This window comes from Planomonospora parontospora, from assembly GCA_014647935.1.
Lineage (GTDB): Bacteria > Actinomycetota > Actinomycetes > Streptosporangiales > Streptosporangiaceae > Planomonospora > Planomonospora parontospora.
The window spans coordinates 540,423-561,708 of the sequence record BMQD01000001.1 but is presented as its reverse complement, the minus strand read 5'-3'; the positions used below and the strand labels follow the sequence as shown (position 1 = coordinate 561,708).

Genomic DNA, 21,286 nt, shown 5'->3' with positions numbered 1-21,286 from the left:
TCAGGCGCCCGGCTTCTTCCCGAACCACTTCTCGTAGATGGTGTCGTAGCTGCCGTCCGCCTTGGCCGCGGAGATGGCGTCGTTCAGGGCCTTCACCAGCTCGGTGCTGCCCTTCTTGGCGGCCACGCCGTACTGGGCGCCGGTCTCGATGATGCCGCCCAGCTCGAACTTCTCGGCGATCTCGGGCTTCTTCAGCCAGTCGTTGATGACCGGCAGGTCCTGCAGGACCACGTCGACCTGACCTGCCTGCAGCGCGGCGATCTGCTTGCCCGCGTCGTCGAACTGCTTGGGGTCGAAGCCCTTGCTCTTGGCGTAGTCGAGGCTCGTGGTCGCCGCCTGCACGCCGAAGCGCAGGTTGCCCGCCTTGACCTCCTCGATCGTGTTGATCTTCTTGCCCTTGGGCGACAGGAAGGCGATCACTTCGTCGAAGTACGGGTCGGAGAAGTCGAGGTTGGCCTTGCGCTCCTCGGTGATGGTCATGCCCGCGGCGGCCACGTCGCACTTGCCGGCGTTGAGCGCCGCACCGCTCTTGATCGAGTCGAACTTGATGTCGACGATCTCCTGCGTCACACCGAGCTTCTTGGCGGCCAGGTCGACGATGTCGACGTCGAAGCCGACGACCTTGTCGCCCTCCTTGTACTGGAAGGGCGGGTACGGCAGGCTCGTGCAGGTGGTCAGCTTGCCGGGGGTGACCAGCTTGGGGCCGTCGGCGGCCGGGGCGCTGGACGAGGCACCCGCGCTCGGGCTGGCGGTGGTGGAGTCGCCACCGCCGCAGGCCGACAGGCTCAGCGCGCCGGCCACGACCACGGCGCCCACCGCGAGCGCCCGGCGGGGAATGAAACTCAGGCCCACGACGGCCTCCTTCTCGGTCAATGTCGCTCTTTGCATGGATACCTCAATGCGGGTGATGCTGCCCCACAGGTACGGCAGGGCAGGTCACCGCTGTGACACGATTCGGACAACAAGTTCAGCCGTGCGTATTACTCCCGCGTACCCCGATCTAGCGTGATCTTCATGCCCCGCACCGCCGTGGCCGTCGCGGCCGCCGCACTCCTCTTCCTGCCGGCCGCCGCCTGCTCCGGGCGCCCGGAGCCCCGGACGGACTCCGCCCGCCGGGCCGCCGCGACGCCGACGTACGAACTCCCGCCCCGTCCCGTCAGGCCCGGCGAGATCCGCGTCATGGCCGCCCCCGTGCAGGACGGCGACACCCGGTTCCAGGTGATCGGCCTGCAGAAGGGGCTCAGCGGCTTCTTCGCCAGCCACGCCGAGTGGCAGGCCAGGGGCCAGTACGTGGTGGTGCGGATCGTCGCCGACAACCCCGGGCGCACCAACTCCCGCTTCGACGCCGGCAGGCAGCGGCTGCTCACCTCCGACGGCGCGGCCCACCCGGTCGACGCGTTCGCCCAGGCGACCAAGCGGCAGCCGGACGTCTTCCTGCTGGGCGCCGGCGTCCGGGTCGAGATGGACCTGTGGTTCGACGTCCCAGAGGAGGCCTCGGTGACCGGGATCCGGCTGTACGGCGACCCGCCGCTGGGCTACACCCGCACGGACGGCGTCACGGTGCCGCTGGGCTGAGCCGCGCGAACGGGCGGACCCGCCGTCGCGGCGGGTCCGCCCGTGATCACACCGTACGGCTCACGCCTCGCCCGCGGGCGGCTCGGCCGCGGCCGGCCCCGGTGCGGGCGCGTCGTGCCCGAGACCGCCGCCGAGGTAGGCGGCCTGCACGTCGGGGTCGTCGAGCAGCTGCGCCGCGGGGGCGCTCTTGACCACCCTGCCGGTCTCCAGCACGTAGGCCCGGTGGGCGAGCTTCAGCGCCTGCTGGGCGTTCTGCTCCACCAGCAGCACCGTGACGCCGCGCCGGTTGATCTCCTCGATGATGTCGAAGATCTGCTGGACCAGCAGCGGGGCCAGGCCCATGGACGGCTCGTCCAGCAGCAGCACCTTCGGCTTGGCCATCAGCGCCCGGCCGATGGCGAGCATCTGCTGCTCGCCGCCGGACATCGTGCCGGCCGCCTGGTTGCGACGCTCGGCCAGCCGCGGGAACAGCTCGTAGGCCTCGGCGAGCTCGGCGCCGAAGTCACCCGAGCGGGTGTAGGCGCCCATCAGCAGGTTGTCGTGGACCGTCATGCCAGGGAAGATGCCGCGGCCCTCGGGGGCCTGCCCCAGACCCGCCATCACGCGCTTGTGACCGGGCATCTTGCTGATGTCCTGGCCGTCGAAGACGATGCTCCCCGACGTCAGGCCGCGCAGCCCGGAGATCGTCTTCAGGGTGGTCGTCTTGCCCGCCCCGTTCGCTCCGATGAGCGTGACGATCTCGCCCTCGTTCACCTCGACCGAGATGCCCTTGAGCGCCGCGATCTTGCCGTAGTGGACGTGGATGTCCTTGATCTCAAGAAGCATCTGCCGGTGCCCCCAAATACGCCTCGACGACCCGGGGGTCGTTCCGCACCTCGTCAGGCAGACCGTCGGCGATCTTCTGGCCGAAGTCCAGCACCGCGATGCGGTCGCTGATGCCCATGATGAGGCTCATGTCGTGCTCGATGATCAGAATCGTCCGCCCGGCGTCCCGGATGTCGCGGATGAGCTGCTGCAGCGCCACCTTCTCCGCCGGGTTCATGCCCGCGGCGGGCTCGTCCAGCAGCAGCAGCTTCGGGTCGGTCGCCAGTGCCCGGGCGATCTCCAGGCGCCGCTGGTCGCCGTAGGGCAGGTTCTTGGCGTGGTCGTGCGCGCGGTGCGGGATGCCGACGAACTCCAGCAGCTCCATCGCCAGCTTCCGGCCGTCCCGCTCCGCCTGGCGGTGCCAGGGCAGGCCGAGCGCCACGCTCACCATGCCGGACCGGTGGTGGGCGTCCGCGCCCACCATGATGTTCTCGACCGCCGTCATGTTGTGGAACAGCCGGATGTTCTGGAACGTCCGGGCCACGCCCTTACGGGTGATCTTGAAACGCTTGGTCCCGCTGATCTTCTCGCCCAGGAAGCGGACCTCGCCCTGGGTCGGCCGGTAGACGCCGGTCACCACGTTGAACACCGTGGTCTTGCCGGCGCCGTTCGGACCGATGAGCGCGAAGATCTCGCCCTCGTTGACCGTCAGGTTCACGTCGTTCAGCGCCGTGACGCCGCCGAACCGCATGACGAGGTCCTTCAGCTCCAGCATCGCGCGGCCACCGCGCGCCTGGCCCGCAGCACTCGCTTCGGTGCTCACTTGGAGGCCACCTCCTCACCGTGCGACTCCGGCCCGGGCACCTCTGCACCGAGCGTACCCATCCCGCCTGATCCCTCTTTCAGCTCCGCTTTTCGCTGGCGCGACGGCAGCAGGCCCTCCGGACGGAAGATCATCAGTGCGACGAGCACCGCACCGAAGATCAGCATGCGGTACTCCTGCAGGCCGCGGAAGCGCTCGGGCAGCCACGCCACGATGAACGCGCCCAGCATGACGCCCGGCAGGTTGCCCGCGCCGCCCATGACCACCGCGGCCAGGATCGTCGCCGAGAGCAGGAACTGGAAGTCGTTCGGGTTGATCGAGATGGACTTGGCCGCCCACAGCACGCCCATCGCGCCACCGATCGAGGCGCCGATGGCGAAGGCCAGCATCTTGAAGCGGAAGGTCGGCACGCCCATGACCTCGGCCGCGTCCTCGTCCTCCCGGATCGCCGCCCAGGCGCGTCCCACCCGGCTCTTCTCCCAGCGCTTGACCAGGATGATCACCACGACGGCGAGGGCCACCAGCAGGTAGTAGTAGGGCCGCGGGTCGAGCACGCCGTACTTGAAGATCTCGACGTCGCCGATGTAGATGCCCTCGATGCTCGGCGGGTGCGGGATGCCGCGGATGCCGTTCGGGCCGCCGATCTCATCGGTGTTCCGGGCGGTGATGCGGATGATCTCACCGAAGCCCAGCGTGACGATCGCCAGGTAGTCGCCGCGCAGCCGCAGCGTCGGGGCGCCCAGAGTAAGGCCCGACAGCGCGCAGATCAGGATGCCGGCCACCATGATGACCCAGAAGTTCCAGCCCATCCGGGTGCCGAGCAGCGCCATCGCGTAGCCGCCGACGGCGTAGAACGCGACGAAGCCCAGGTCGAGCAGGCCCGCCTGGCCCACCACGACGTTCAGGCCGATGGCCAGCAGCACGTAGGTGCCGATCGGGAAGAACAGGATCGTCGCCCAGTCGGTGTCGGGCGACATGAAGCTGCCGATGGTCTCGGACGGCAGCAGCAGCGCCGCCACGATCAGGAGCAGGTAGACGGCCCAGCGCTGCCAGCCGGGGGCCTGCTGCCAGCGGTCGTGCACCACGTCGCCGGCATGACCCAGCCGCCGGCGGAAACCTGCCACGGAAGTCTGCTTGTCGTTCATGCGCGCGCCTGCTGGAGTGATTCACCGAGGATGCCGGTGGGGCGGAACATCAGGACCAAGACGAGGATGGTGAAGGAGATCACGTGCTTCCAGTCGGAGCCGAAGAAGATCGCTCCGTAGTTCTCCACCAGACCGAGCGTGACTCCGCCGACCAGGGCGCCCCGCAGGTTGCCGATGCCGCCCAGGACGGCCGCGGTGAACGCCTTGATGCCGAAGAGGAAGCCGATGTAGTAGTTCGTGTTCTCATAAGCGATCAGGTACAGCGCGCCGGCCACGCCGGCCATGCCGCCGCCGATGAGGAACGTCATCCGCACGACGGAGTCGATGTTGACGCCCATCAGGACCGCGGCCTCGGGGTTCTGCGCGGTGGCGCGGATGCCGCGGCCGATCTTCGTGCCGTTCACCAGCCGGTCCAGCACGATCATCATGCCGACGGCCGCCACGACGACCACCACCTGGTGCAGCTTGACCGGGTGACCGGCGATCGAGAACAGGTCCGTCCGCTCCATGATCTGGGGCAGGGCCATCTGGATCCGGCCCTGCTGGGGGCGGTCGAAGACGTTCGGGATCACGATGAGCGCGAACAGCTCCTGGAGGAAGATCGAGGCGCCGATCGCGGAGATGAGGGCCGCCAGGCGCGACGCGCCGCGGCGGCGCAGCGGCCGGTAGGCGATGCGCTCCAGCGCCACCGCCGTGCCCGCGGAGGCCAGCATGCCGGCCAGGATCATCAAGACGATCACGCCGACCAGCGCGAGGCCGGTGAGCGCCGAGTTGATGCCCAGCACGAACGGCACGAACATCGCGCCGAAGGTGCCGATCATGAACACTTCGGAGTGCGCGAAGTTGATCAGCCTGAGCACGCCGTACACCATCGTGTAGCCGAGCGCGATCAGGGCGTAGATCGACCCGAAGGCCAGGCCGTCGACCGTCGACGGCCAGAACTGATTGATGAAGTCATTGAACACTGAGGATTACCACTTCTAGCGGGGATCGCCTGCACTGTCCGGTAGCCGCCGCTTCCAGCGGATCTCGTGAACCTTCCGGAAGTGCGCGGAGAGCGGGGACCGCACCGCGGCCATCCCGCTCCCCGCGCCGACTACCAACTCTCCTCGGAGCCTGCGGACTCAGCCCAGCTTCGCCTCCGCGGCCTTGCCGAGCAGCGTGATGGCGCCGCCCTTGACCTGGTAGATGTAGATGTCCTTGGCCTCGACCTCACCGTTCGGGGCGAACTTCACCTGCTTGGAGACGCCCGCGATGTCCACCGTGGAGATGAACTGGTTGATGTCCTCGGGCGTGGTCTTGCCGGCCTTGACCGCCTCGATGAAGACCGTCGCGGCGTCGAAGCCCTCGGAGGCGTAGATCGCCGGGTCGGCGTTGTAGGCGGCCTTGTAGGCGTCGGCGAAGCCCTTCACCTTGGCGTCCGTGACGTCCGGGGTGGCGATGTAGCAGGGGCAGCCGATGAGCGCGCCCTCGGCGTTGTCCGCGCCGGCACCCTCGATCAGGCCCTTGTCCAGCGAACCGTCGCCGGAGAGGAACTTGGCGTCCACGTTCTTGTCGCGGAGCTGCTTGAGCAGGTTGCCGCCGGCGGCGTAGTAGCCGCCGAAGAAGATCGCGTCCGGCTTGGCCGCGGCGACCTTGTTCGCGACCGAGGAGAAGTCGCTCTCCGCCGGGTCGAGCGAGTCGTTGGTCACCTTGACGCCCTTGGTGGCCAGCTGGGCGCGGACCGCGTCGGCCAGCGGCTTGCCGTACTCGGACTTGTCGTCGATGACGAACACGTTCTTCGCGGCGGCGCCGCCCGCGATGAAGTCCGCGATGCCGGGGCCCTGGACGCCGTCGTTCGGCAGCACGCGGTGCCAGTACTTCCAGCCGTTCTCGGCGAGCTTCACGTTCGTGGCCGAGGCCGAGATGCTCGGGAGCTTCGCCTCCTCCAGGACCGGGCCGACCTGGGCCGACTCACCGGAGAACGCCGGGCCCACCAGACCCACGATCTTGTCGGTCTTGATGGCCTGCTGGGCCAGGGCGACGGCCTTGGACGGGTCGGCCTGGCTGTCGTACTCGACCAGCTCGATCTTCACCGCGGGATTGGTCTTGTTGTACTGGTCGATGGCGAGCTTCGCACCGTTCCGCGGCGGGATGACGATGCCGGCGTTCGCACCGGTCAGGTCACCCATGAAGCCGATCTTGACGGTGCCCGGGGCGGCAGCGTTGGAGCCGCCGTCCGCCGGCGTGGTCTCCGAGCCGCCGTTGCCGCAGGCAGCGAGACCGAGGGCGAGCGCCATGCCGGCGGCAAGCACTCCACCGAGGCGAGCAGTCTTAGGCCGCAAGGTTGCCTTCCTTTCACCCGGCCCTTCGTCGGGACCGAGTTCACAGATGCCCTCCCCTGACGGGGTGGTCAGGAGGTTGTGTCGGTTAGTACAGCCAGCGGATGTCACAGGTCGGTACAGGAACGCCTGCCGTTACCGCTTCGTTATTACACCGATCCTATTCATCTACCAGCGCAAAGGCCGCCAGCACCCCCGACCTGCGATCTTTCCCGTCCCACCTTTCGGACACGCGAGAGCCCGCGCACCCCCCGTTTCCGGAGGGCGCGCGGGCTCACCGCGAAAGATCGTCCCGCCGCGCGGCGGGACGCCGGGCCGGGCGGCCGCCGTCAGGCTCCCGCGGCCTCACCGCCCCCGCCGTCCGCCTCCGGTGCGGGCGTCCCGCCCACCACGATCTGCGCCACCTCGCGCATGCTCAGCCGCCGGTCCATGGAGGCCTTCTGGATCCACCGGAACGCCTGCGGCTCGCTCCACCCGTGCTCGGCCATGAGCAGCCCCTTGGCCCGCTCCACGAGCTTGCGCGTCTCCAGGCGCTCCGAGAGGGTGCCGACCTCCCGCTCCAGCGCCGCGATCTCCTCGTGCCGGCTCACCGCCATCTCGATCGCCGGCACCAGGTCCGACTTCGTGAACGGCTTCACCAGGTAGGCCATCGCCCCGGCGTCCCTGGCCCGCTCGACCAGGTCCCGCTGCGAGAAGGCGGTCAGGATCAGGCACGGCGCGATCCGCTGCGACACGATCTGCTCGGCGGCCGAGATCCCGTCCAGGACGGGCATCTTCACGTCCAGGATCACCAGGTCGGGCCTGAGCTCGGACGCCAGCCTGACCGCGCTCTCCCCGTCCCCGGCCTCGCCGACGACGGCATACCCGTCCTCTTCCAGCATCTCCTTGAGGTCGAGGCGGATCAGCGCCTCGTCTTCCGCGATCACCACTCGCCGCTGCGTACTCACGAGCAAGAGAGTACCGACGTCCGCTAGATTGGAACCACGCCGGTGCCCGTGATCGATCCGCCCCTGGGTTAAGATCACAGCCGGCAGCCGCGGTCCCCACCGGACCGGGAACGGGCCCCGATATCCCAACGGCAGAGGAAATGGTCTCAAACACCATCGAGTGTGGGTTCGAATCCCACTCGGGGCACCTCACCCGGAGCCACCCGGCCTAGCGCGGGGTGGCTCCTCCGCTTTCCCGTCCCTGCGCCGCCCTCCGGCCTCCGCCGCTCCCTCACCGGACACGTACGGTATGCCGGTTTTGTGGATAAAAATCAGCAGTTGGGGCATTTATCCACATTGGGAGACCCACTGTCTCGGTGGGCCTGTGCCGTACGTCAACGAGGAGGCCCCCATGGCCGCTCCCATCGATCTCGGCAGGGGCGTGTCCGACGCCTGGGCGTCGGTCGTCGCCTTCGTCCCCCGGTTCGTCGCCTTCCTGGTGATCCTGCTGGTGGGCTGGGTGATCGCCAAACTCCTGTACAAGGCGGTCGACGCCGTCCTGGAGAGGGTCGGGTTCGACCGGTGGGTCGAACGGGGCGGGATCGGCCGCGCGCTGGAGCGCAGCCGCTACGACGCCTCGGATCTGATCGCCAAGCTCATCTACTACGCGGTGCTGCTGATCACCCTGCAGATCGGCTTCTCCGTCTTCGGCCCGAACCCGATCAGCGCCCTGCTCGGCGGCGTGGTGGCCTGGCTGCCGAAGGCCGCCGTGGCGATCGTGATCGTTGTGGTCGCCGCGGCCATCGCCAACGCGGTGAAGGACATCGTCTCCGGTGCGCTGGGCGGCCTGTCCTACGGCCGGGTCCTGGCGAACATCGCCGCGGTGTTCATCATCGGCCTCGGCGTGATCGCCGCGCTGAACCAGATAGAGGTGGCCACCACGGTGACCACGCCGGTGCTGGTGGCCTTCCTGGCCACCGTCGCGGGCATCCTCGTCGTCGGCGTCGGCGGCGGCCTGATCCGCCCGATGCAGCGGCGCTGGGAGGGATGGCTGGACCGGGCCGAGAGCGAGACCGACGCCCTGCGCGGCCAGGCGGCCGCCTACGACCGGGGGCGCACGGACGCGAGGTCGTCCGTGGGAGCACCCGGGACCGTGCACCCGCCGGCTCCGGGCGCCACACCGCAGCCCTCCGGCGAGGGCGTGCTGCACTCCGCTCCGGGGCCCCACTCCCGGCCCGGGGAGACGCCGCCGCCGCGGGCATGAGCCGGAGCCGCCGCGGGCCCGCGCTCCTCCCCGGCCGGGGTGCATCCCGCCCGGGGACGGGCGTACGGCCCGCCGTACGGGGCCGTCCGCGCGGGAGGCTTCAGGCCGCGGCGGGCGCCGGATCGAGCATCAGGCAGACCGCGCTGAGCCGCAGCGCCGCGAAGTCGAGTGGCTGGTCCGGGCCGGGCGCCCGCCAGCCCATCTCGTGGGCGCCGTCCCAGAAGCCGATGAGGTAGCCGAGCAGCGAGACCGGCCCGACCTGCTGGCCGAGGGAGACGATGGCCTGCCGCACCTCGGCGGCGTGCTGGTCGAGCGCCGCGCCGACCCCCGGGTGCTGGGCGCGTAGGTCGAGCACCCGCTGGGCGAACTCCGCGCGGAGCCGGGCGGGCCATGATCGTTCGGACACGGTCGTTCCCTGGGTGTGTGCTGCCGGTACGGCAGTCACGATAAGCCGCCCGGGGAAGGGAAACGACTATTTCGCCCCCTCATCGGGTGTCATGCACCACTACTGCACCCGGCCGGGCTCCCCGCCGGGCACGCGGTCGCGCGTCCGGCGGGTGCGGGCGGGGCGCGTCAGACCGCGGCGCCGATGGTGTGGACCCGCAGGGCGTTGGTGGTGCCGGCGTGGCCGGGAGGGGAGCCCGCGACGATGACGACCTTGTCGCCCTTCTCCAGCCGGGCCTGGGTGAGCAGGGCGGCCTCGACCTGGCGGACCATGTCGTCGGTGTGGTGGACGAAGGGGACCTCGAAGGTCTCCACGCCCCAGACCAGGGCGAGCTGGTTGCGCACGTGCGAGGCGGAGGTGAAGGCCAGCAGCGGGATCGGCGAGCGGTAGCGGGCCAGGCGGCGGGCGGTCTCACCGGACATGGTGAAGGCCACCAGCGCCTTGGCCCCGACGATGGCGCCCACCTCGGCCGCGGCCCTGGCGATGGCCCCGCCGGTGGTCTCCGGGAGGCGGTGCAGGCTGTGGGTGGCCTCCAGCACGGAGCGCTCGGCGGCGCTGGCGATGCGGCTCATCGTCTCGACGGACTCGATCGGGTAGGTCCCGACCGAGGTCTCGCCGGAGAGCATGACCGCGTCGGCGCCGTCCATCACGGCGTAGGCGACGTCGGAGGCCTCGGCCCGGGTGGGGCGCGGGGCGCTCATCATCGAGTCCAGCATCTGGGTGGCGACGATGACCGGGCGGGCCTTCTCCCGGCAGAGCTCGATCGCGCGCTTCTGCACGATCGGCACGTCCTCCAGGGGGAGCTCCACGCCGAGGTCGCCGCGGGCGACCATGATGCCGTCGAAGGCCTCGACGATCTCGGGCAGGAGGTCGACCGCCTGCGGCTTCTCGATCTTGGCCAGCAGCGGGAGCCGGACCGCCTCCTGCTCCATGATGTTGCGCACGACGTGGGCGTCGGAGGGCCGGCGCACGAAGGAGAGCGCGATCATGTCGAACCCGGTGCGCAGGGCCCACCGGAGGTCGGCCTCGTCCTTGTCGGTGAGGGCGGGGGCGCTGACGTCGACGCCGGGCAGGTTGAGGCCCTTGTTGTCGGAGATCATGCCGCCGATGACGACCCGGGTGGTGACGCGCGGGCCCTCCACCCGGGTGACCTCGAGGTGGACCCGGCCGTCGTCGACCAGGATGCTGTCGCCGGGGCGGACGTCCTTGGGCAGGCCGAGGTAGGTGGTGGAGACCTGCTCCCGGTCGCCGGGGACGTCTTCGGTGGTGATGGTGAAGACGTCGCCGAAGCCCAGACGGACGGGGCCGTCCTCGAATCTGCCGACGCGGATCTTGGGCCCCTGCAGGTCGGCGAGCACGCCCACGCCGCGGCCGAGCTCGGCGGCAGCCTCCCTCACTCTGTCGTAGACCTCTTTGTGCAGCTCGTGGCTGCCGTGGCTGAGGTTGAAGCGGGCCACGTCCATGCCGGCGGCGATGAGCTCGCGAAGGCGTTCGGGAGAGGAGGTGGCGGGGCCGAGAGTGCAGACGATTTTCGCGCGACGAGTCACGGGTCCTAGCCTAATTGGTACAGACCACTCGGATGTGACAGTGGCCATAGCGTCGGAGAAATAATCGGTGACATAACGCTACCCCTGGGCTACGGGAGGTGGTGAACCGGCCCCTCCGTGTCCGGGCCGCCGTGTCCGTGCCGTGTCCGCGCCCTCCGGCGGCGGGCCAGCAGGAGGAAGCCGGTCCAGGAGACGGCGACGAGGACGGCGACGGCGAGACGGGCCAGGTCGGCGTACTCCTCGGGGTAGACCGCCCCTTCGATGTAGTGGTCGATGAAGCCTCCCGGCGCGAGCCCCCGCTCCCCCGCGTTGCGCCTGCCCCAGTCCTCGACGACCGTCAGCGGGCACTCGGCCCCGGTGGTGACGGAGAACACCCCCCAGGCGGCGACGGCGAGGTGGGCTCCGATGAGGCGGGGCCGGCGCCAGGCGAGGAACCCGCCGACCGCCATGAAGACGAGGAAGAGGAAGTGCACCACCATCGCGGCTTCCCCGATGAGGAGATACGCCATGGTTCACGATAAGCCGCCCCGGGCACCGGGGCACCCGCGCTTCCGACGCCGGCACCCGGCGGGCGTGGACCATGCGGGGCCGGTCGCGCCCCGGTGAAGCCGAAGGGCGCGACCGGCCCCCGGCCCCGCGGGCCGGCATGAGACGGGTCAGTGGTGGTCGACGGCGGCGGCGCGGGCCGCGCTGACGACGCCGCGGCCGTAGAAGCCGTTGCAGGCCTTCCCGCCCTGGCAGGTGTGCCGCTCCTTCGCCTGCTCGTAGCGGTAGACGTACGTGCGGGGCGAGGGGCACGCCTTCTTCACCGCGCTGGCGTACAGCAGGCGCTCGACGTCGGCGGGGGGCATGGTGAGCTCGTCCCAGCCCGCTCCCTCGCGGAAGCGGCCGGGCTCGCCGAAGCGGCTCACCAGGATCGCGGCGACGCCGGTGGCGTGCGGGGCGGCCATGGAGGTGCCCGCGAGGTACTGGTAGTAGGCGCAGGTCCCGCCCTGGCAGTCGCGCACCACGCTCGTGCTGGTGGGCCTGCCGTCCTTGGCGAGCAGGCCCTGGGCGCGGACGACGTGCTCGGGGACGGCGGCCAGGACCGTCCTGGTGACGTCGAACCCCGTGCCGCCGTCGTACTCGTCGCCGCCGGGCGCCGCCAGGTCGGTCTGCTCGGTGCCGTAGTCGGAGTAGTAGGCCTTGCGCCCGCTCGGGCCGACCGCGGAGACCGAGACGACACCCCTGGACTCGGCCGGCACGTTGAGGCAGGAGTTGTCGACCTTGCGGACGCGCGCGGCCTCGGCCGGGTAGTCGGGGCTCGTCGTGTCGGTCTTCGGCCGCCCGAGGTCGGTGGAGCCGTTGCCGATGGCGCTGATGAGCGTGACGCCGCGCTTGCGGGCGTAGTCGAGGGCCCGCTGCATGCCGGTGATGACGCCGCGCTGCTCCAGCTGCTCGGCCTTGGAGTCGGCGGGGTTGGCCGCGCAGTTGAACAGCCACGGGTCGACGTAGTAGCTCATGTTGACCACGTCGATGCCGGTGTCGGCGGCGTAGGTGAGCGCGTCGAGGCTGGGCTTGAGGAAGAACAGGCCGGAGTCCTGCCCCGCCCGGAGGTTGACCAGGGTCACGCCGGGGGCGACCCCGGCGATGCCGAGTCCGTTGACCGGGGAGGCGATGGTGCTGGCGACGTGGGTGCCGTGGCCGTCGTCGTCCCAGTCGGCGGGGTCCTTGCAGCCTTTGAACTCGCACGGCCCGTCGAGCTCCGCGCCGGTGGGGTCCTCCGGCAGGTCGGTGACGAAGTTGCGGCTGCGCTCGCGGTCGAAGTTGGGCGCGATGTCGGGGTGCCTGCCGTCGACGCCGGTGTCGATGACGCCCACCAGGACCTTCCGGTCACCGGGGGCGGTGGCGTGGGAGCCGGCGGCGGTGGCGCCGATCATCCTCATGTCCCACTGGCGTCCGGCGAGCGGCTCGCCTCCGGTCTCGCTCCGGGAGAACGCGCCCGCCTCGGGGAAGGACGCGCCCGACTCCCGGACCGCGGGCCCTGCGGGGCGGAGCCTTGTCGCCGTACCCCGGGCCGGGGCCGCGGGGCGCGCGGTGGCGGCGCCGATCCTGCGGTCGGAGGAGACGCCCGCGACGGCGGGGTCCCCGGCGAGTTCCTCGATGAAGCGCGCGGCGGAGCCCCCGGCGCCCCCGGCGGCCCTGGCGACGACGTAGCCGAGCTTCGGCTCGGTGGACAGGACCTCGCCGCCGGCCGCGGCGACGGCCCGCAGCGCCCGGGCGCGCCCGCCCGGGGTGTAGAAGACCAGGTGGTCACGGGCCTGCCCGGTGGAGGCCGCGGAGGCCGGGGCGAAGGCTGTGGAGGAGGCCGTACCGGCGGCCCCCGCGGCGGGGGCGCCCGCCAGGGTGACGGCCGCGGCCAGCACCGCGGCCGTCAGGAGCCCTCTCCCGTGTTCCATTCACCCTCCATGCCCGCAAAGACCTAGAACCAGCATCTTTCAGGCATGTATCCGGTAAAGCAACTCGGCGACCGGCCGGGCCGCGGGGTCCGCACGGTGTGCGGGCCCCGCGGCCCGGGACGTCAGACGAGCGGCCGCGCGGTCGGCGGGATCGCGACCGGCAGAGCCGTCTTCCCGGTGAGGTGGCGGTCGGCCGCCGCGGCGGCCGAACGGCCCTCGGCGATCGCCCAGACGATCAGCGACTGGCCGCGGCCCATGTCGCCGGCCACGAACACACCCTCGACGGCGGACATGTAGCCCTTGTCGCGGGCGACGTTGCCCCGGGCGTCGTAGAAGCCCTCGCCGCCCTCGGCGGCCAGGTCAGCCAGCAGGGCGCCCTTCTCCGGGCCGGTGAAACCCATCGCCAGGGTGACCAGCTCCGCCGGGATCTCCCGCTCGGTGCCGGGGACCGGCGCGAAGCCCTTCGCCGGCCCCTCCACCTCGACCAGGCGCAGCCCCCGGACGTTGCCGTCGGCGTCGCCGACGAACTCGGTGGTGGAGACCGCGTAGACGCGGGCCCCGTCGCCGTCGGCCAGCTCCTCGTGGGCGCTCTCCATCTTGAACAGGATGGGGAAGGTGGGCCACGGCTGGCTGCCCGGCCGGGCGGCCGGCGGCTGCGGCATGATCTCCAGCTGGGTCACCGAGGCGGCGCCCTGCCGGATCGCGGTGCCGATGCAGTCGGCGCCGGTGTCGCCGCCGCCGATCACCACGACGTGCTTGCCCTTCGCCGAGATCGGGGACTCGGGGAAGTCGCCCTCCTGGACCCTGTTGGCCGGCGGGAGGTACTCCATCGCCTGGTGGATGCCGCCCAGGTCGCGCCCGGCGACGGGCAGGTCCCGCCACTGGGTCGCGCCCCCGGCCAGGACCACCGCGTCGAACTCCGCGCGCAGCTGCGCGGCGGTGACGTCCACGCCGACGTTCACGCCGGTGCGGAACTCGGTGCCCTCGGCCCGCATCTGCTCCAGCCGCCGGTCGATGTGGCGCTTCTCCATCTTGAACTCGGGGATGCCGTAGCGGAGCAGGCCGCCGATCCGGTCGGCCCGCTCGAAGACCACCACGTCGTGCCCGGCGCGGGTGAGCTGCTGGGCGGCGGCCAGGCCCGCGGGGCCCGAACCGACGACCGCCACCCGCTTGCCGGTCCTGACCGGCGGGACCTGCGGGACGACCCAGCCCTCGTCGAAGGCGCGGTCGATGATCTCGACCTCGACCCGCTTGATCGCGACCGGGTCGGAGTTGATGCCCAGCACGCACGCCGCCTCACACGGAGCCGGGCACAGGCGGCCGGTGAACTCCGGGAAGTTGTTGGTGGCGTGCAGCCGCTCGATCGCCTCGCGCCAGTCGTCCCGGTAGACCAGGTCGTTCCACTCGGGGATGAGGTTGCCGAGCGGGCAGCCGTTGTGGCAGAACGGGATGCCGCAGTCCATGCAGCGGGACGCCTGCTTCGTCAGCTTCTCGGCGGGGAAGTCCTGGTAGACCTCCCGCCAGTCGCGGATGCGGACGTCCACCGGGCGGCGCGCCGGCAGCTCGCGCCCGTGGTTCAGGAAACCCTTCGGGTCAGCCATCGGTGTTACCCCCCTTATCCCTGGACCGCGGCCGTCATGACCGCCTCGTCGATGTCCCTGCCCTCGAGCCGTGCGGCCTCGGCGGCGCGCAGGACCCGCTTGTAGTCGGTCGGCATGATCTTGCTGAAGCGCGCCGGGTCCCAGTCGGCCAGCAGCTCCCTGGCGACCGGGGAGCCCGTCTCCGCCAGGTGCGCTTCGACGATCTTCCGCAGCTCCTCGGAGTCGGCCTCGCCGAGAGGTTCGATCTCCACCATCTCGCGGTTGACCCGCGCGGGGTCGAGGTCGAGCAGGTAGGCGATGCCGCCGGACATGCCGGCCGCGAAGTTGCGGCCGGTCGGGCCGAGCACGACGACCCGCCCGCCGGTCATGTACTCGCAGCCGTGGTCGCCGACGCCCTCGACGACCGCGGTGGCGCCGGAGTTGCGGACGCAGAACCGCTCGCCCATGACGCCGCGGACGAACGCCTCACCGGAGGTCGCGCCGTACAGGCCGACGTTGCCGGCGATGATGTGGCCGTCGAGCGGGGCGGCCTCGTGCGGCCGGACGATGACCCGGCCGCCGGACAGGCCCTTGCCGAGGTAGTCGTTGGCGTCGCCGGTCAGGCGCAGCGTGATGCCGCGTGGGACGAAGGCGCCGAAGGAGTTGCCCGCCGAGCCGGTGAACCGGACGTCGATGGTGCCGTCGGGCAGGCCCGCGCCGCCGTACCGCTTGGTCACCTCGTGGCCGAGCATGGTGCCGACCGTGCGGTTGACGTTGCGGATGGGCAGGTCCAGCGTGACCGGGGTGCCGTCCGCCAGGGCGCCCTCGGCCAGCTGGATGAGGGTGTTGTCCAGGGCGGCGTCCAGGCCGTGGTCCTGCTCGCGCACCTTGCGCACCGCGGCGCCCTCGGACAGTTCCGGCTGGTGCAGGATCGGCCCGAGGTCCAGGCCGGCCGCCTTCCAGTGGTCCTCCGCCGAGGCGGTGTCGAGCAGCTCGGCGTGGCCGATGGCCTCCTCCAGCGAGCGGAAGCCCAGCTGGGCGAGGTACTCGCGGATCTCCTCGGCGATGAACTCGAAGAAGTTGACCACGAACTCGGGCCTGCCGGTGAAGCGCCGGCGCAGCTCGGGGTTCTGGGTGGCGACGCCGACCGGGCAGGTGTCCAGGTGGCAGACGCGCATCATGACGCAGCCGGAGACGACCAGCGGCGCGGTGGCGAAGCCGTACTCCTCGGCGCCGAGCAGCGCGGCGATGACCACGTCGCGGCCGGTCTTGAGCTGGCCGTCGACCTGGACCGTGATCCGGTCGCGCAGTCCGTTGAGCAGCAGCGTCTGCTGGGTCTCGGCCAGGCCCAGCTCCCAGGGGGCGCCGGCGTGCTTGAGCGAGGTCAGCGGGGACGCGCCGGTGCCGCCGTCGTGGCCGGAGATGAGCACGACGTCGGCGTGGGCCTTGCTCACGCCCGCCGCGACCGTGCCGACGCCGACCTCGGCCACGAGCTTGACGTGCACGCGGGCGACCGGGTTGGCGTTCTTCAGGTCGTGGATGAGCTGGGCGAGGTCCTCGATGGAGTAGATGTCGTGGTGCGGCGGCGGCGAGATGAGGCCGACGCCGGGGGTGGAGTGCCGGGTCTTGGCGATCCACGGGTAGACCTTGTGGCCGGGCAGCTGGCCGCCCTCGCCGGGCTTGGCGCCCTGGGCCATCTTGATCTGGATGTCGTCGGCGTTGACGAGGTACTCGCTGGTGACGCCGAAGCGGCCGGAGGCCACCTGCTTGATCGAGGAGCGGCGGGCCGGGTCGTAGAGGCGCTCGGGGTCCTCGCCGCCCTCACCCGTGTTGGACTTGCCGCCCAGCCGGTTCATCGCGATCGCCAGCGTCTCGTGCGCCTCGGCGGAGATGGAGCCGTACGACATCGCGCCGGTGGAGAACCGCTTGACGATCTCGCTGACCGGCTCGACCTCGTCGATGGGGACCGGCTCGCGTACGCCGTCCCTGAACCGGAACAGCCCGCGCAGCGTCATCAGCCGCTCCGCCTGGGAGTCCACGAGTCCCGTGTACTCCTTGAAGATCTCGTAGCGGCGGGTGCGGGTGGCGTGCTGCAGCTTGAAGACGGTCTCGGGGTTGAACAGGTGCGGCTCGCCCTCGCGGCGCCACTGGTACTCGCCGCCGACCTCCAGCCGGCGGTGGGCGTTCTCCACACGCGGGTAGGCCCGCAGGTGCCGCTCGGCGGTCTCGCGCGCCAGGACGTCGAAGCCGACGCCGCCCAGGCGGGAGGTGGTCCCGGCGAAGCAGGTGTCGACGACCTCCTGGCCGAGCCCGAGCGCCTCGAAGATCTGCGCGCCGGTGTAGGAGGCGACGGTGGACACGCCCATCTTGGACATGACCTTCAGCACGCCCTTGCCGTACGCCTTGATCAGGTTGCGCACGGCCTTGTGCCGGTCGACCTTCAGCACGCCGGTGTCGACCATGTCCTCGACGGTCTCGATGGCGAGGTAGGGGTTGACCGCCCCGGCGCCGTACCCGATCAGCAGCGCCATGTGGTGGCACTCGCGGGCCTCGCCGGTCTCGATGACCAGGCCCACCCGGGTCCGGGTCTTCTCGGCGATCAGGTGGTGGTGGACCGCGCCGGTGAGCATCAGCGACGGGATCGGGGCGAGCTCCGCGGAGGATCCCCGGTCGGACAGCACGATGATCCGCGCGCCGCCGGCGATGGCCGCGGAGACCTCGGCCCGGATCTCGGTCAGGCGCCGGACCAGCGCCTGGCCGCCGCCCGCGACCTCGTACAGGCCGGAGACGACGTACGGCTGGAAGCCGGGGAGGGCGCCCTCGTCGTTGATGTGGATGATCTTGGCGAGCTCGTCGTTGTCGATCACCGGGTACGGCAGGACCAGCTGGCGGCAGGAGGCCGGGCCCGGGTCGAGCAGGTTGCCCTCGGGACCGATCGTGCTGGCCAGGGAGGTGACGAGCTCCTCGCGGATGGCGTCCAGCGGCGGGTTGGTGACCTGCGCGAACAGCTGGCTGAAGTAGTCGAACAGCAGCCGGGGCTTCTCGCTGAGCACGGCGACGGGGGTGTCGGTGCCCATCGAGCCGATCGGCTCGGCGCCGGTCCTCGCCATCGGCGACAGGATGATCCGCAGCTCCTCCTCGGTGTAGCCGAAGGTCTGCTGCCGCTTGACGAGCGCCTCGTGGGTCGGGATCTCGCGGGAGCGGGCGGGCAGCTCCTCGAAGCGGACCAGGCCGGCGTGGAGCCACTCGGCGTAGGGCAGCTCGGCGGCGAGCTCCGCCTTGATCTCGTCGTCCTCGATGATCTTGCCGCGGGCGGTGTCGATCAGGAACATCCGGCCCGGCTGCAGGCGGCCCTTGCGGACGACCCGCTCGGGCTCGATGTCGAGCACGCCGGCCTCGGAGGCCAGCACGACGAGGCCGTCGTCGGTGACCCAGAACCGGCCGGGGCGCAGGCCGTTGCGGTCGAGGACCGCGCCGACCAGCGTGCCGTCGGAGAAGGTGATCGAGGCCGGGCCGTCCCAGGCCTCCATCAGCGAGGAGTGGAACTCGTAGAACGCCCGCCGCGCGGGGTCCATCTCGGTGTGGTTCTCCCACGCCTCGGGGATCATCATCAGCACCGCGTGCGGCAGCGTACGGCCCGCGAGGTGGAGCAGCTCCAGCGCCTCGTCGAAGGAGCCGGTGTCGGAGCTGTCGGGGTCGCAGATGGGGAACAGCCGCGCCAGGTCGCCGGGGAGGTTAGCGGTCTCCAGCATCGCCTCGCGGGCGCGCATCCAGTTGCGGTTGCCCTTGACCGTGTTGATCTCGCCGTTGTGGGCGACGTAGCGGTAGGGGTGCGCCAGCGGCCACGACGGGAACGTGTTGGTGGAGAAGCGCGAGTGGACCAGGGAGATCGCGGTCTCGTAGCGCTCGTCGCTCAGGTCGGGGAAGAACGGCTCGACCTGGCCGGGGGTGAGCATGCCCTTGTAGACGATCGTGCGCGACGACAGCGAGGGGAAGTAGACGTCCGCCTCGTGCTCGGCCCGCTTGCGCAGGCAGAAGGCCAGCCGGTCGAGCTCCAGGCCGGACTCGCCGCCCGGGGAGGAGACGAAGAGCTGGCGGAAGAACGGCATCACCGCGCGGGCGCTGGGGCCCGGGAGGGTCGGGTCGACCGGGACGTCGCGCCAGCCGAGGACGGTCAGGCCCTCCTCCGCGGCGATCTCCTCGATCATCCGCTCGGCGGTCTCGCGTGCCTCGGCGTCGGTCGGCAGGAAGGCCGTGCCGGCGGCGTAGGAACCCGCGGGGGGCAGCTCGCGGAGACCGGCTTCGGCGGCCACCGCGCGCAGGAACGTGTCAGGAATCTGCGTCAGGATGCCGGCACCGTCACCGGTGTCCGGTTCGCTACCCTGGGCCCCCCGGTGATCGAGATTGCACAGCGCCGTCAGAGCCTTGGCGACGATGTCGTGGCTGCGTCGTCCGGCGACGTCCGCCACCATGGCGACACCGCAGGCGTCGTGCTCGTGCGCGGGGTCGTAGAGGCCCTGGGGCTCGGGAAAACCGAGGTGGGCAGCAGGCATTGAATCCCTCCCGTCGTCTTCTTCTGCTTCGTGTGGAAACAAGCAAAGGGACGACGTTGGCCCTGCTGCGTGGTGAGTAGAGGTTACCGTACCCTGTCGGAAACCTGCCTACCCGGTCCAGGTCGCAGCTATTTGCTGCGGATTAATCCTTTTCGCCTAACGAGCAGGTCGGAGCCGGTATTCCTGCCCGCCGGGAGGCAGTGGTCCAGACCTCTCCCGGCCCGGCCCCCTCGTCACCGTCCGTCAGGCGGGCGTTCCTCTAGGGTGGGGGACCATGAACGGGATCGAGGAGCTGCTCCGGCACGCGGGCGTGGACGGCAGGCGGCTGCGGACGGCGCTGGCGCTGCTCGGCGACGGCAGGTGGTGGACGCTGGCCGACCTGGTCCGCGAGACCGCGACGTCCCGGCGGGCGATCGAGGCCCTGCTCCGCGAGACCGAGGCCGAGGCCGGGCTGGAACGCTCCGGCGACCGGTTCCGGCTCCGCGAGCCGCTCCCCGGCCTGTCCGCCGCCCCGCACGGTCCCGCCGACCCGGTGGCCCACCTGCTCAGCGGGCACACCGAACTCCTGGCCCGGATGGAAGAGCTGGTCGCCGAGGCCCCCCGGGGCCGCCAGGCGCTGGACCACGTGGCCGCGACCGCCGAGACCGTGGTCCGGCGGGCGCTGCTGCTGGACGCCCGGTTCTGGCTGCCCGGGGCGCGGATCCTGTGCGTGGGCGACCACGACCTGACCTCGCTGGCGACCGCGCTGCTGCGCCCGGACGCCGAGGTGGCCGTGGTGGACGTCGACGAGCGCATCCTGGCTTACATCGCCGGGCAGGCCGAGCGGCTCGGGGTGCAGGTCCGCACCCGCTGGGCCGACCTGCGCCTGGGACTGCCCGCCTCCGTGCAGGGCTGGGCCGACCTGGCCGTCACCGACCCGCCGTACACGCCGGAGGGCATCGGCCTGTTCGCCGCCCGCGCCGCCGAGGGGATCGCCGACCGGGAGCACGGCCGCATCCTGCTGGCGTACGGCGCCGGCGAGCGCACCCCGGCGCTGGCGCTGAAGGTGCAGCAGGCGCTCTCGGCCCTCAACCTGGTCAGCGAGGCGATCTACCCGGACTTCAACCGCTACCACGGCGCCGAGGCCATCGGCTCCGCCGCCGACCTGTACGTCCTGCGCCCCACGACGAAGACGTGGCCCGCCGTGGCCGCCCGCGTCGACGGGCTCGGCGCGGCCATCTACACCCACGGCCCCCAGTCCGTCGAGTCCCGGCCCGCCGACGTCGCCCCCGACCTGACCGCGGACGGGCCCGCAGGGTTCTCCCCCGCCGTGCTCGTCGGGGAGTGGCCGCGGGACACCCTGCCGCGGATCCCCCGGGCCCGCCTCTCGACCTGGCTCGCCAAGCCATACGCCGCCGATCCCGCCGAGGTCGCGGTGGCCGTACCGGCCGGGATGGAGTCCGCGCTCCCCCGCCTCCTGCTCGCCACCCGGGCCCGCCGCGTCCGGGCCTGGACGGCCGCGCCCGCGGAGGACCCGCCCGCCGGGCCGCTGTCCTGCGTCTACGAGCTGACCGTGACGGGCCGGACCGTCGACGCCGTACGGCGTCCGCTCCCCGGGTCCGCGCAGGAGCGGGTCCTGCGCCGGATCCTCGACAACGCCCACGGCAAGCTCGCCAACACCTGGCGCGAGGCCCTCATCAGGGAGCGGGGCGACCTGACCAAGAAGCAGGCGAAGGCCGTCGTCGCGGAGGCCGCTCCCTGGTCCGCGGACGTCACCGTGCTGGAGCTGCCCGCCTGCCGCCTGGCCGGGCTGCCCGCCGCGGTGGCGGCCTCCCTCGCCGCACCGGCCGCCGACGGACCGCAGCGCTGAGACCGCCGCCGGCCCC

16 protein-coding genes and 1 tRNA gene are annotated in these 21,286 nt (G+C 71.3%); 4 read left to right on the top strand and 13 right to left on the bottom strand.

Annotation, left to right across the window (positions count from 1 at the left end; genetic code table 11):
* The gene (locus IEZ07_RS02540) at nt 1-873 is read right to left on the bottom strand and encodes an ABC transporter substrate-binding protein (protein ID WP_301549298.1); all 873 of its coding nucleotides are present in this window, start codon (nt 871-873) and stop codon (nt 1-3) included.
* Between the two features lie 141 nt (nt 874-1,014).
* Here IEZ07_RS02540 and IEZ07_RS02535 point away from each other — a divergent pair, with 141 nt between their 5' ends.
* A complete protein-coding gene (locus tag IEZ07_RS02535; protein WP_191893258.1) occupies nt 1,015-1,575 on the top strand; it encodes a DUF4352 domain-containing protein in 561 nt (186 codons plus the stop codon).
* 60 nt (nt 1,576-1,635) lie between these two features.
* Here the strand turns inward: IEZ07_RS02535 and IEZ07_RS02530 are convergent, their stop codons facing one another.
* The 6 genes from IEZ07_RS02530 to IEZ07_RS02505 all read right to left on the bottom strand — a co-directional run bounded on the left by IEZ07_RS02530 (nt 1,636) and on the right by IEZ07_RS02505 (nt 7,615).
* Nucleotides 1,636-2,400 carry an ABC transporter ATP-binding protein gene (locus IEZ07_RS02530; protein WP_191893257.1) on the bottom strand — a complete coding sequence of 255 codons (765 nt, stop codon included), beginning with the start codon at nt 2,398-2,400 and terminating at the stop codon, nt 1,636-1,638.
* Nucleotides 2,390-3,202 (bottom strand): ABC transporter ATP-binding protein, encoded by an 813-nt coding sequence (locus tag IEZ07_RS02525; RefSeq protein WP_301549297.1) that lies wholly within the window; start codon nt 3,200-3,202, stop codon nt 2,390-2,392. The genes IEZ07_RS02530 and IEZ07_RS02525 overlap by 11 nt, the downstream gene beginning before the upstream one ends.
* The gene (locus IEZ07_RS02520; RefSeq protein ID WP_191893256.1) at nt 3,199-4,347 is read right to left on the bottom strand and encodes a branched-chain amino acid ABC transporter permease; all 1,149 of its coding nucleotides are present in this window, start codon (nt 4,345-4,347) and stop codon (nt 3,199-3,201) included. The genes IEZ07_RS02525 and IEZ07_RS02520 overlap by 4 nt, the downstream gene beginning before the upstream one ends.
* On the bottom strand, nt 4,344-5,312 hold the full coding sequence (locus IEZ07_RS02515) for a branched-chain amino acid ABC transporter permease (RefSeq protein ID WP_191893255.1): 969 nt from the start codon (nt 5,310-5,312) through the stop codon (nt 4,344-4,346). Before IEZ07_RS02515 ends, IEZ07_RS02520 begins: the two co-directional genes overlap by 4 nt.
* A gap of 159 nt (nt 5,313-5,471) precedes the next feature.
* Entirely contained in the window at nt 5,472-6,626 is a 1,155-nt protein-coding gene (locus IEZ07_RS02510) for a branched-chain amino acid ABC transporter substrate-binding protein (protein WP_191893254.1), read from the bottom strand.
* Nucleotides 6,627-6,997: 371 nt separating this feature from the next.
* Nucleotides 6,998-7,615, bottom strand: a complete 618-nt coding sequence (locus IEZ07_RS02505; RefSeq protein ID WP_275413742.1) for an ANTAR domain-containing response regulator — start codon at nt 7,613-7,615, stop codon at nt 6,998-7,000.
* A gap of 114 nt (nt 7,616-7,729) precedes the next feature.
* On the opposite strand from IEZ07_RS02505, the gene IEZ07_RS02500 reads away from it, so the two are divergent.
* Both IEZ07_RS02500 and IEZ07_RS02495 read left to right on the top strand, forming a co-directional pair.
* A tRNA-Leu gene (locus IEZ07_RS02500) sits at nt 7,730-7,802 on the top strand.
* A 216-nt stretch (nt 7,803-8,018) separates the two neighbouring features.
* Nucleotides 8,019-8,858, top strand: a complete 840-nt coding sequence (locus tag IEZ07_RS02495; protein WP_204054232.1) for a mechanosensitive ion channel family protein — start codon at nt 8,019-8,021, stop codon at nt 8,856-8,858.
* A gap of 100 nt (nt 8,859-8,958) precedes the next feature.
* On the opposite strand, the gene IEZ07_RS02490 is transcribed toward IEZ07_RS02495, so the two are convergent.
* The 6 genes from IEZ07_RS02490 to gltB all read right to left on the bottom strand — a co-directional run bounded on the left by IEZ07_RS02490 (nt 8,959) and on the right by gltB (nt 19,421).
* A complete protein-coding gene (locus IEZ07_RS02490; RefSeq protein WP_191893252.1) occupies nt 8,959-9,264 on the bottom strand; it encodes a DUF6401 family natural product biosynthesis protein in 306 nt (101 codons plus the stop codon).
* Between the two features lie 167 nt (nt 9,265-9,431).
* Nucleotides 9,432-10,850: a pyruvate kinase gene (gene pyk, locus IEZ07_RS02485; RefSeq protein WP_068894103.1), complete on the bottom strand. Its 1,419-nt coding sequence runs from the start codon at nt 10,848-10,850 to the stop codon at nt 9,432-9,434.
* An 89-nt stretch (nt 10,851-10,939) separates the two neighbouring features.
* Nucleotides 10,940-11,359 carry a DUF2784 domain-containing protein gene (locus IEZ07_RS02480; RefSeq protein ID WP_191893251.1) on the bottom strand — a complete coding sequence of 140 codons (420 nt, stop codon included), beginning with the start codon at nt 11,357-11,359 and terminating at the stop codon, nt 10,940-10,942.
* 147 nt (nt 11,360-11,506) lie between these two features.
* On the bottom strand, nt 11,507-13,288 hold the full coding sequence (locus tag IEZ07_RS02475) for a S8 family peptidase (RefSeq protein ID WP_191893250.1): 1,782 nt from the start codon (nt 13,286-13,288) through the stop codon (nt 11,507-11,509).
* A gap of 122 nt (nt 13,289-13,410) precedes the next feature.
* Nucleotides 13,411-14,889: a glutamate synthase subunit beta gene (locus IEZ07_RS02470; protein ID WP_191893249.1), complete on the bottom strand. Its 1,479-nt coding sequence runs from the start codon at nt 14,887-14,889 to the stop codon at nt 13,411-13,413.
* Between the two features lie 14 nt (nt 14,890-14,903).
* Nucleotides 14,904-19,421 carry a glutamate synthase large subunit gene (gene gltB / locus IEZ07_RS02465; protein WP_191893248.1) on the bottom strand — a complete coding sequence of 1,506 codons (4,518 nt, stop codon included), beginning with the start codon at nt 19,419-19,421 and terminating at the stop codon, nt 14,904-14,906.
* Nucleotides 19,422-19,695: 274 nt separating this feature from the next.
* On the opposite strand from gltB, the gene IEZ07_RS02460 reads away from it, so the two are divergent.
* On the top strand, nt 19,696-21,270 hold the full coding sequence (locus IEZ07_RS02460) for a bis-aminopropyl spermidine synthase family protein (protein WP_191893247.1): 1,575 nt from the start codon (nt 19,696-19,698) through the stop codon (nt 21,268-21,270).
* Nucleotides 21,271-21,286: the final 16 nt, after the last annotated feature.

What these genes read in the sequence shown, in the direction of transcription:
- IEZ07_RS02460 (WP_191893247.1), top strand. Translation starts at nt 19,696, where the DNA reads ATGAACGGGATCGAGGAGCTGCTCCGGCACGCGGGCGTGGACGGCAGG.
- gltB (WP_191893248.1), bottom strand. Translation starts at nt 19,421, where the DNA reads ATGCCTGCTGCCCACCTCGGTTTTCCCGAGCCCCAGGGCCTCTACGAC.
- IEZ07_RS02530 (WP_191893257.1), bottom strand. Translation starts at nt 2,400, where the DNA reads ATGCTTCTTGAGATCAAGGACATCCACGTCCACTACGGCAAGATCGCG.
- IEZ07_RS02520 (WP_191893256.1), bottom strand. Translation starts at nt 4,347, where the DNA reads ATGAACGACAAGCAGACTTCCGTGGCAGGTTTCCGCCGGCGGCTGGGT.
- IEZ07_RS02475 (WP_191893250.1), bottom strand. Translation starts at nt 13,288, where the DNA reads ATGGAACACGGGAGAGGGCTCCTGACGGCCGCGGTGCTGGCCGCGGCC.
- IEZ07_RS02510 (WP_191893254.1), bottom strand. Translation starts at nt 6,626, where the DNA reads ATGGCGCTCGCCCTCGGTCTCGCTGCCTGCGGCAACGGCGGCTCGGAG.
- IEZ07_RS02535 (WP_191893258.1), top strand. Translation starts at nt 1,015, where the DNA reads ATGCCCCGCACCGCCGTGGCCGTCGCGGCCGCCGCACTCCTCTTCCTG.
- IEZ07_RS02470 (WP_191893249.1), bottom strand. Translation starts at nt 14,889, where the DNA reads ATGGCTGACCCGAAGGGTTTCCTGAACCACGGGCGCGAGCTGCCGGCG.
- IEZ07_RS02480 (WP_191893251.1), bottom strand. Translation starts at nt 11,359, where the DNA reads ATGGCGTATCTCCTCATCGGGGAAGCCGCGATGGTGGTGCACTTCCTC.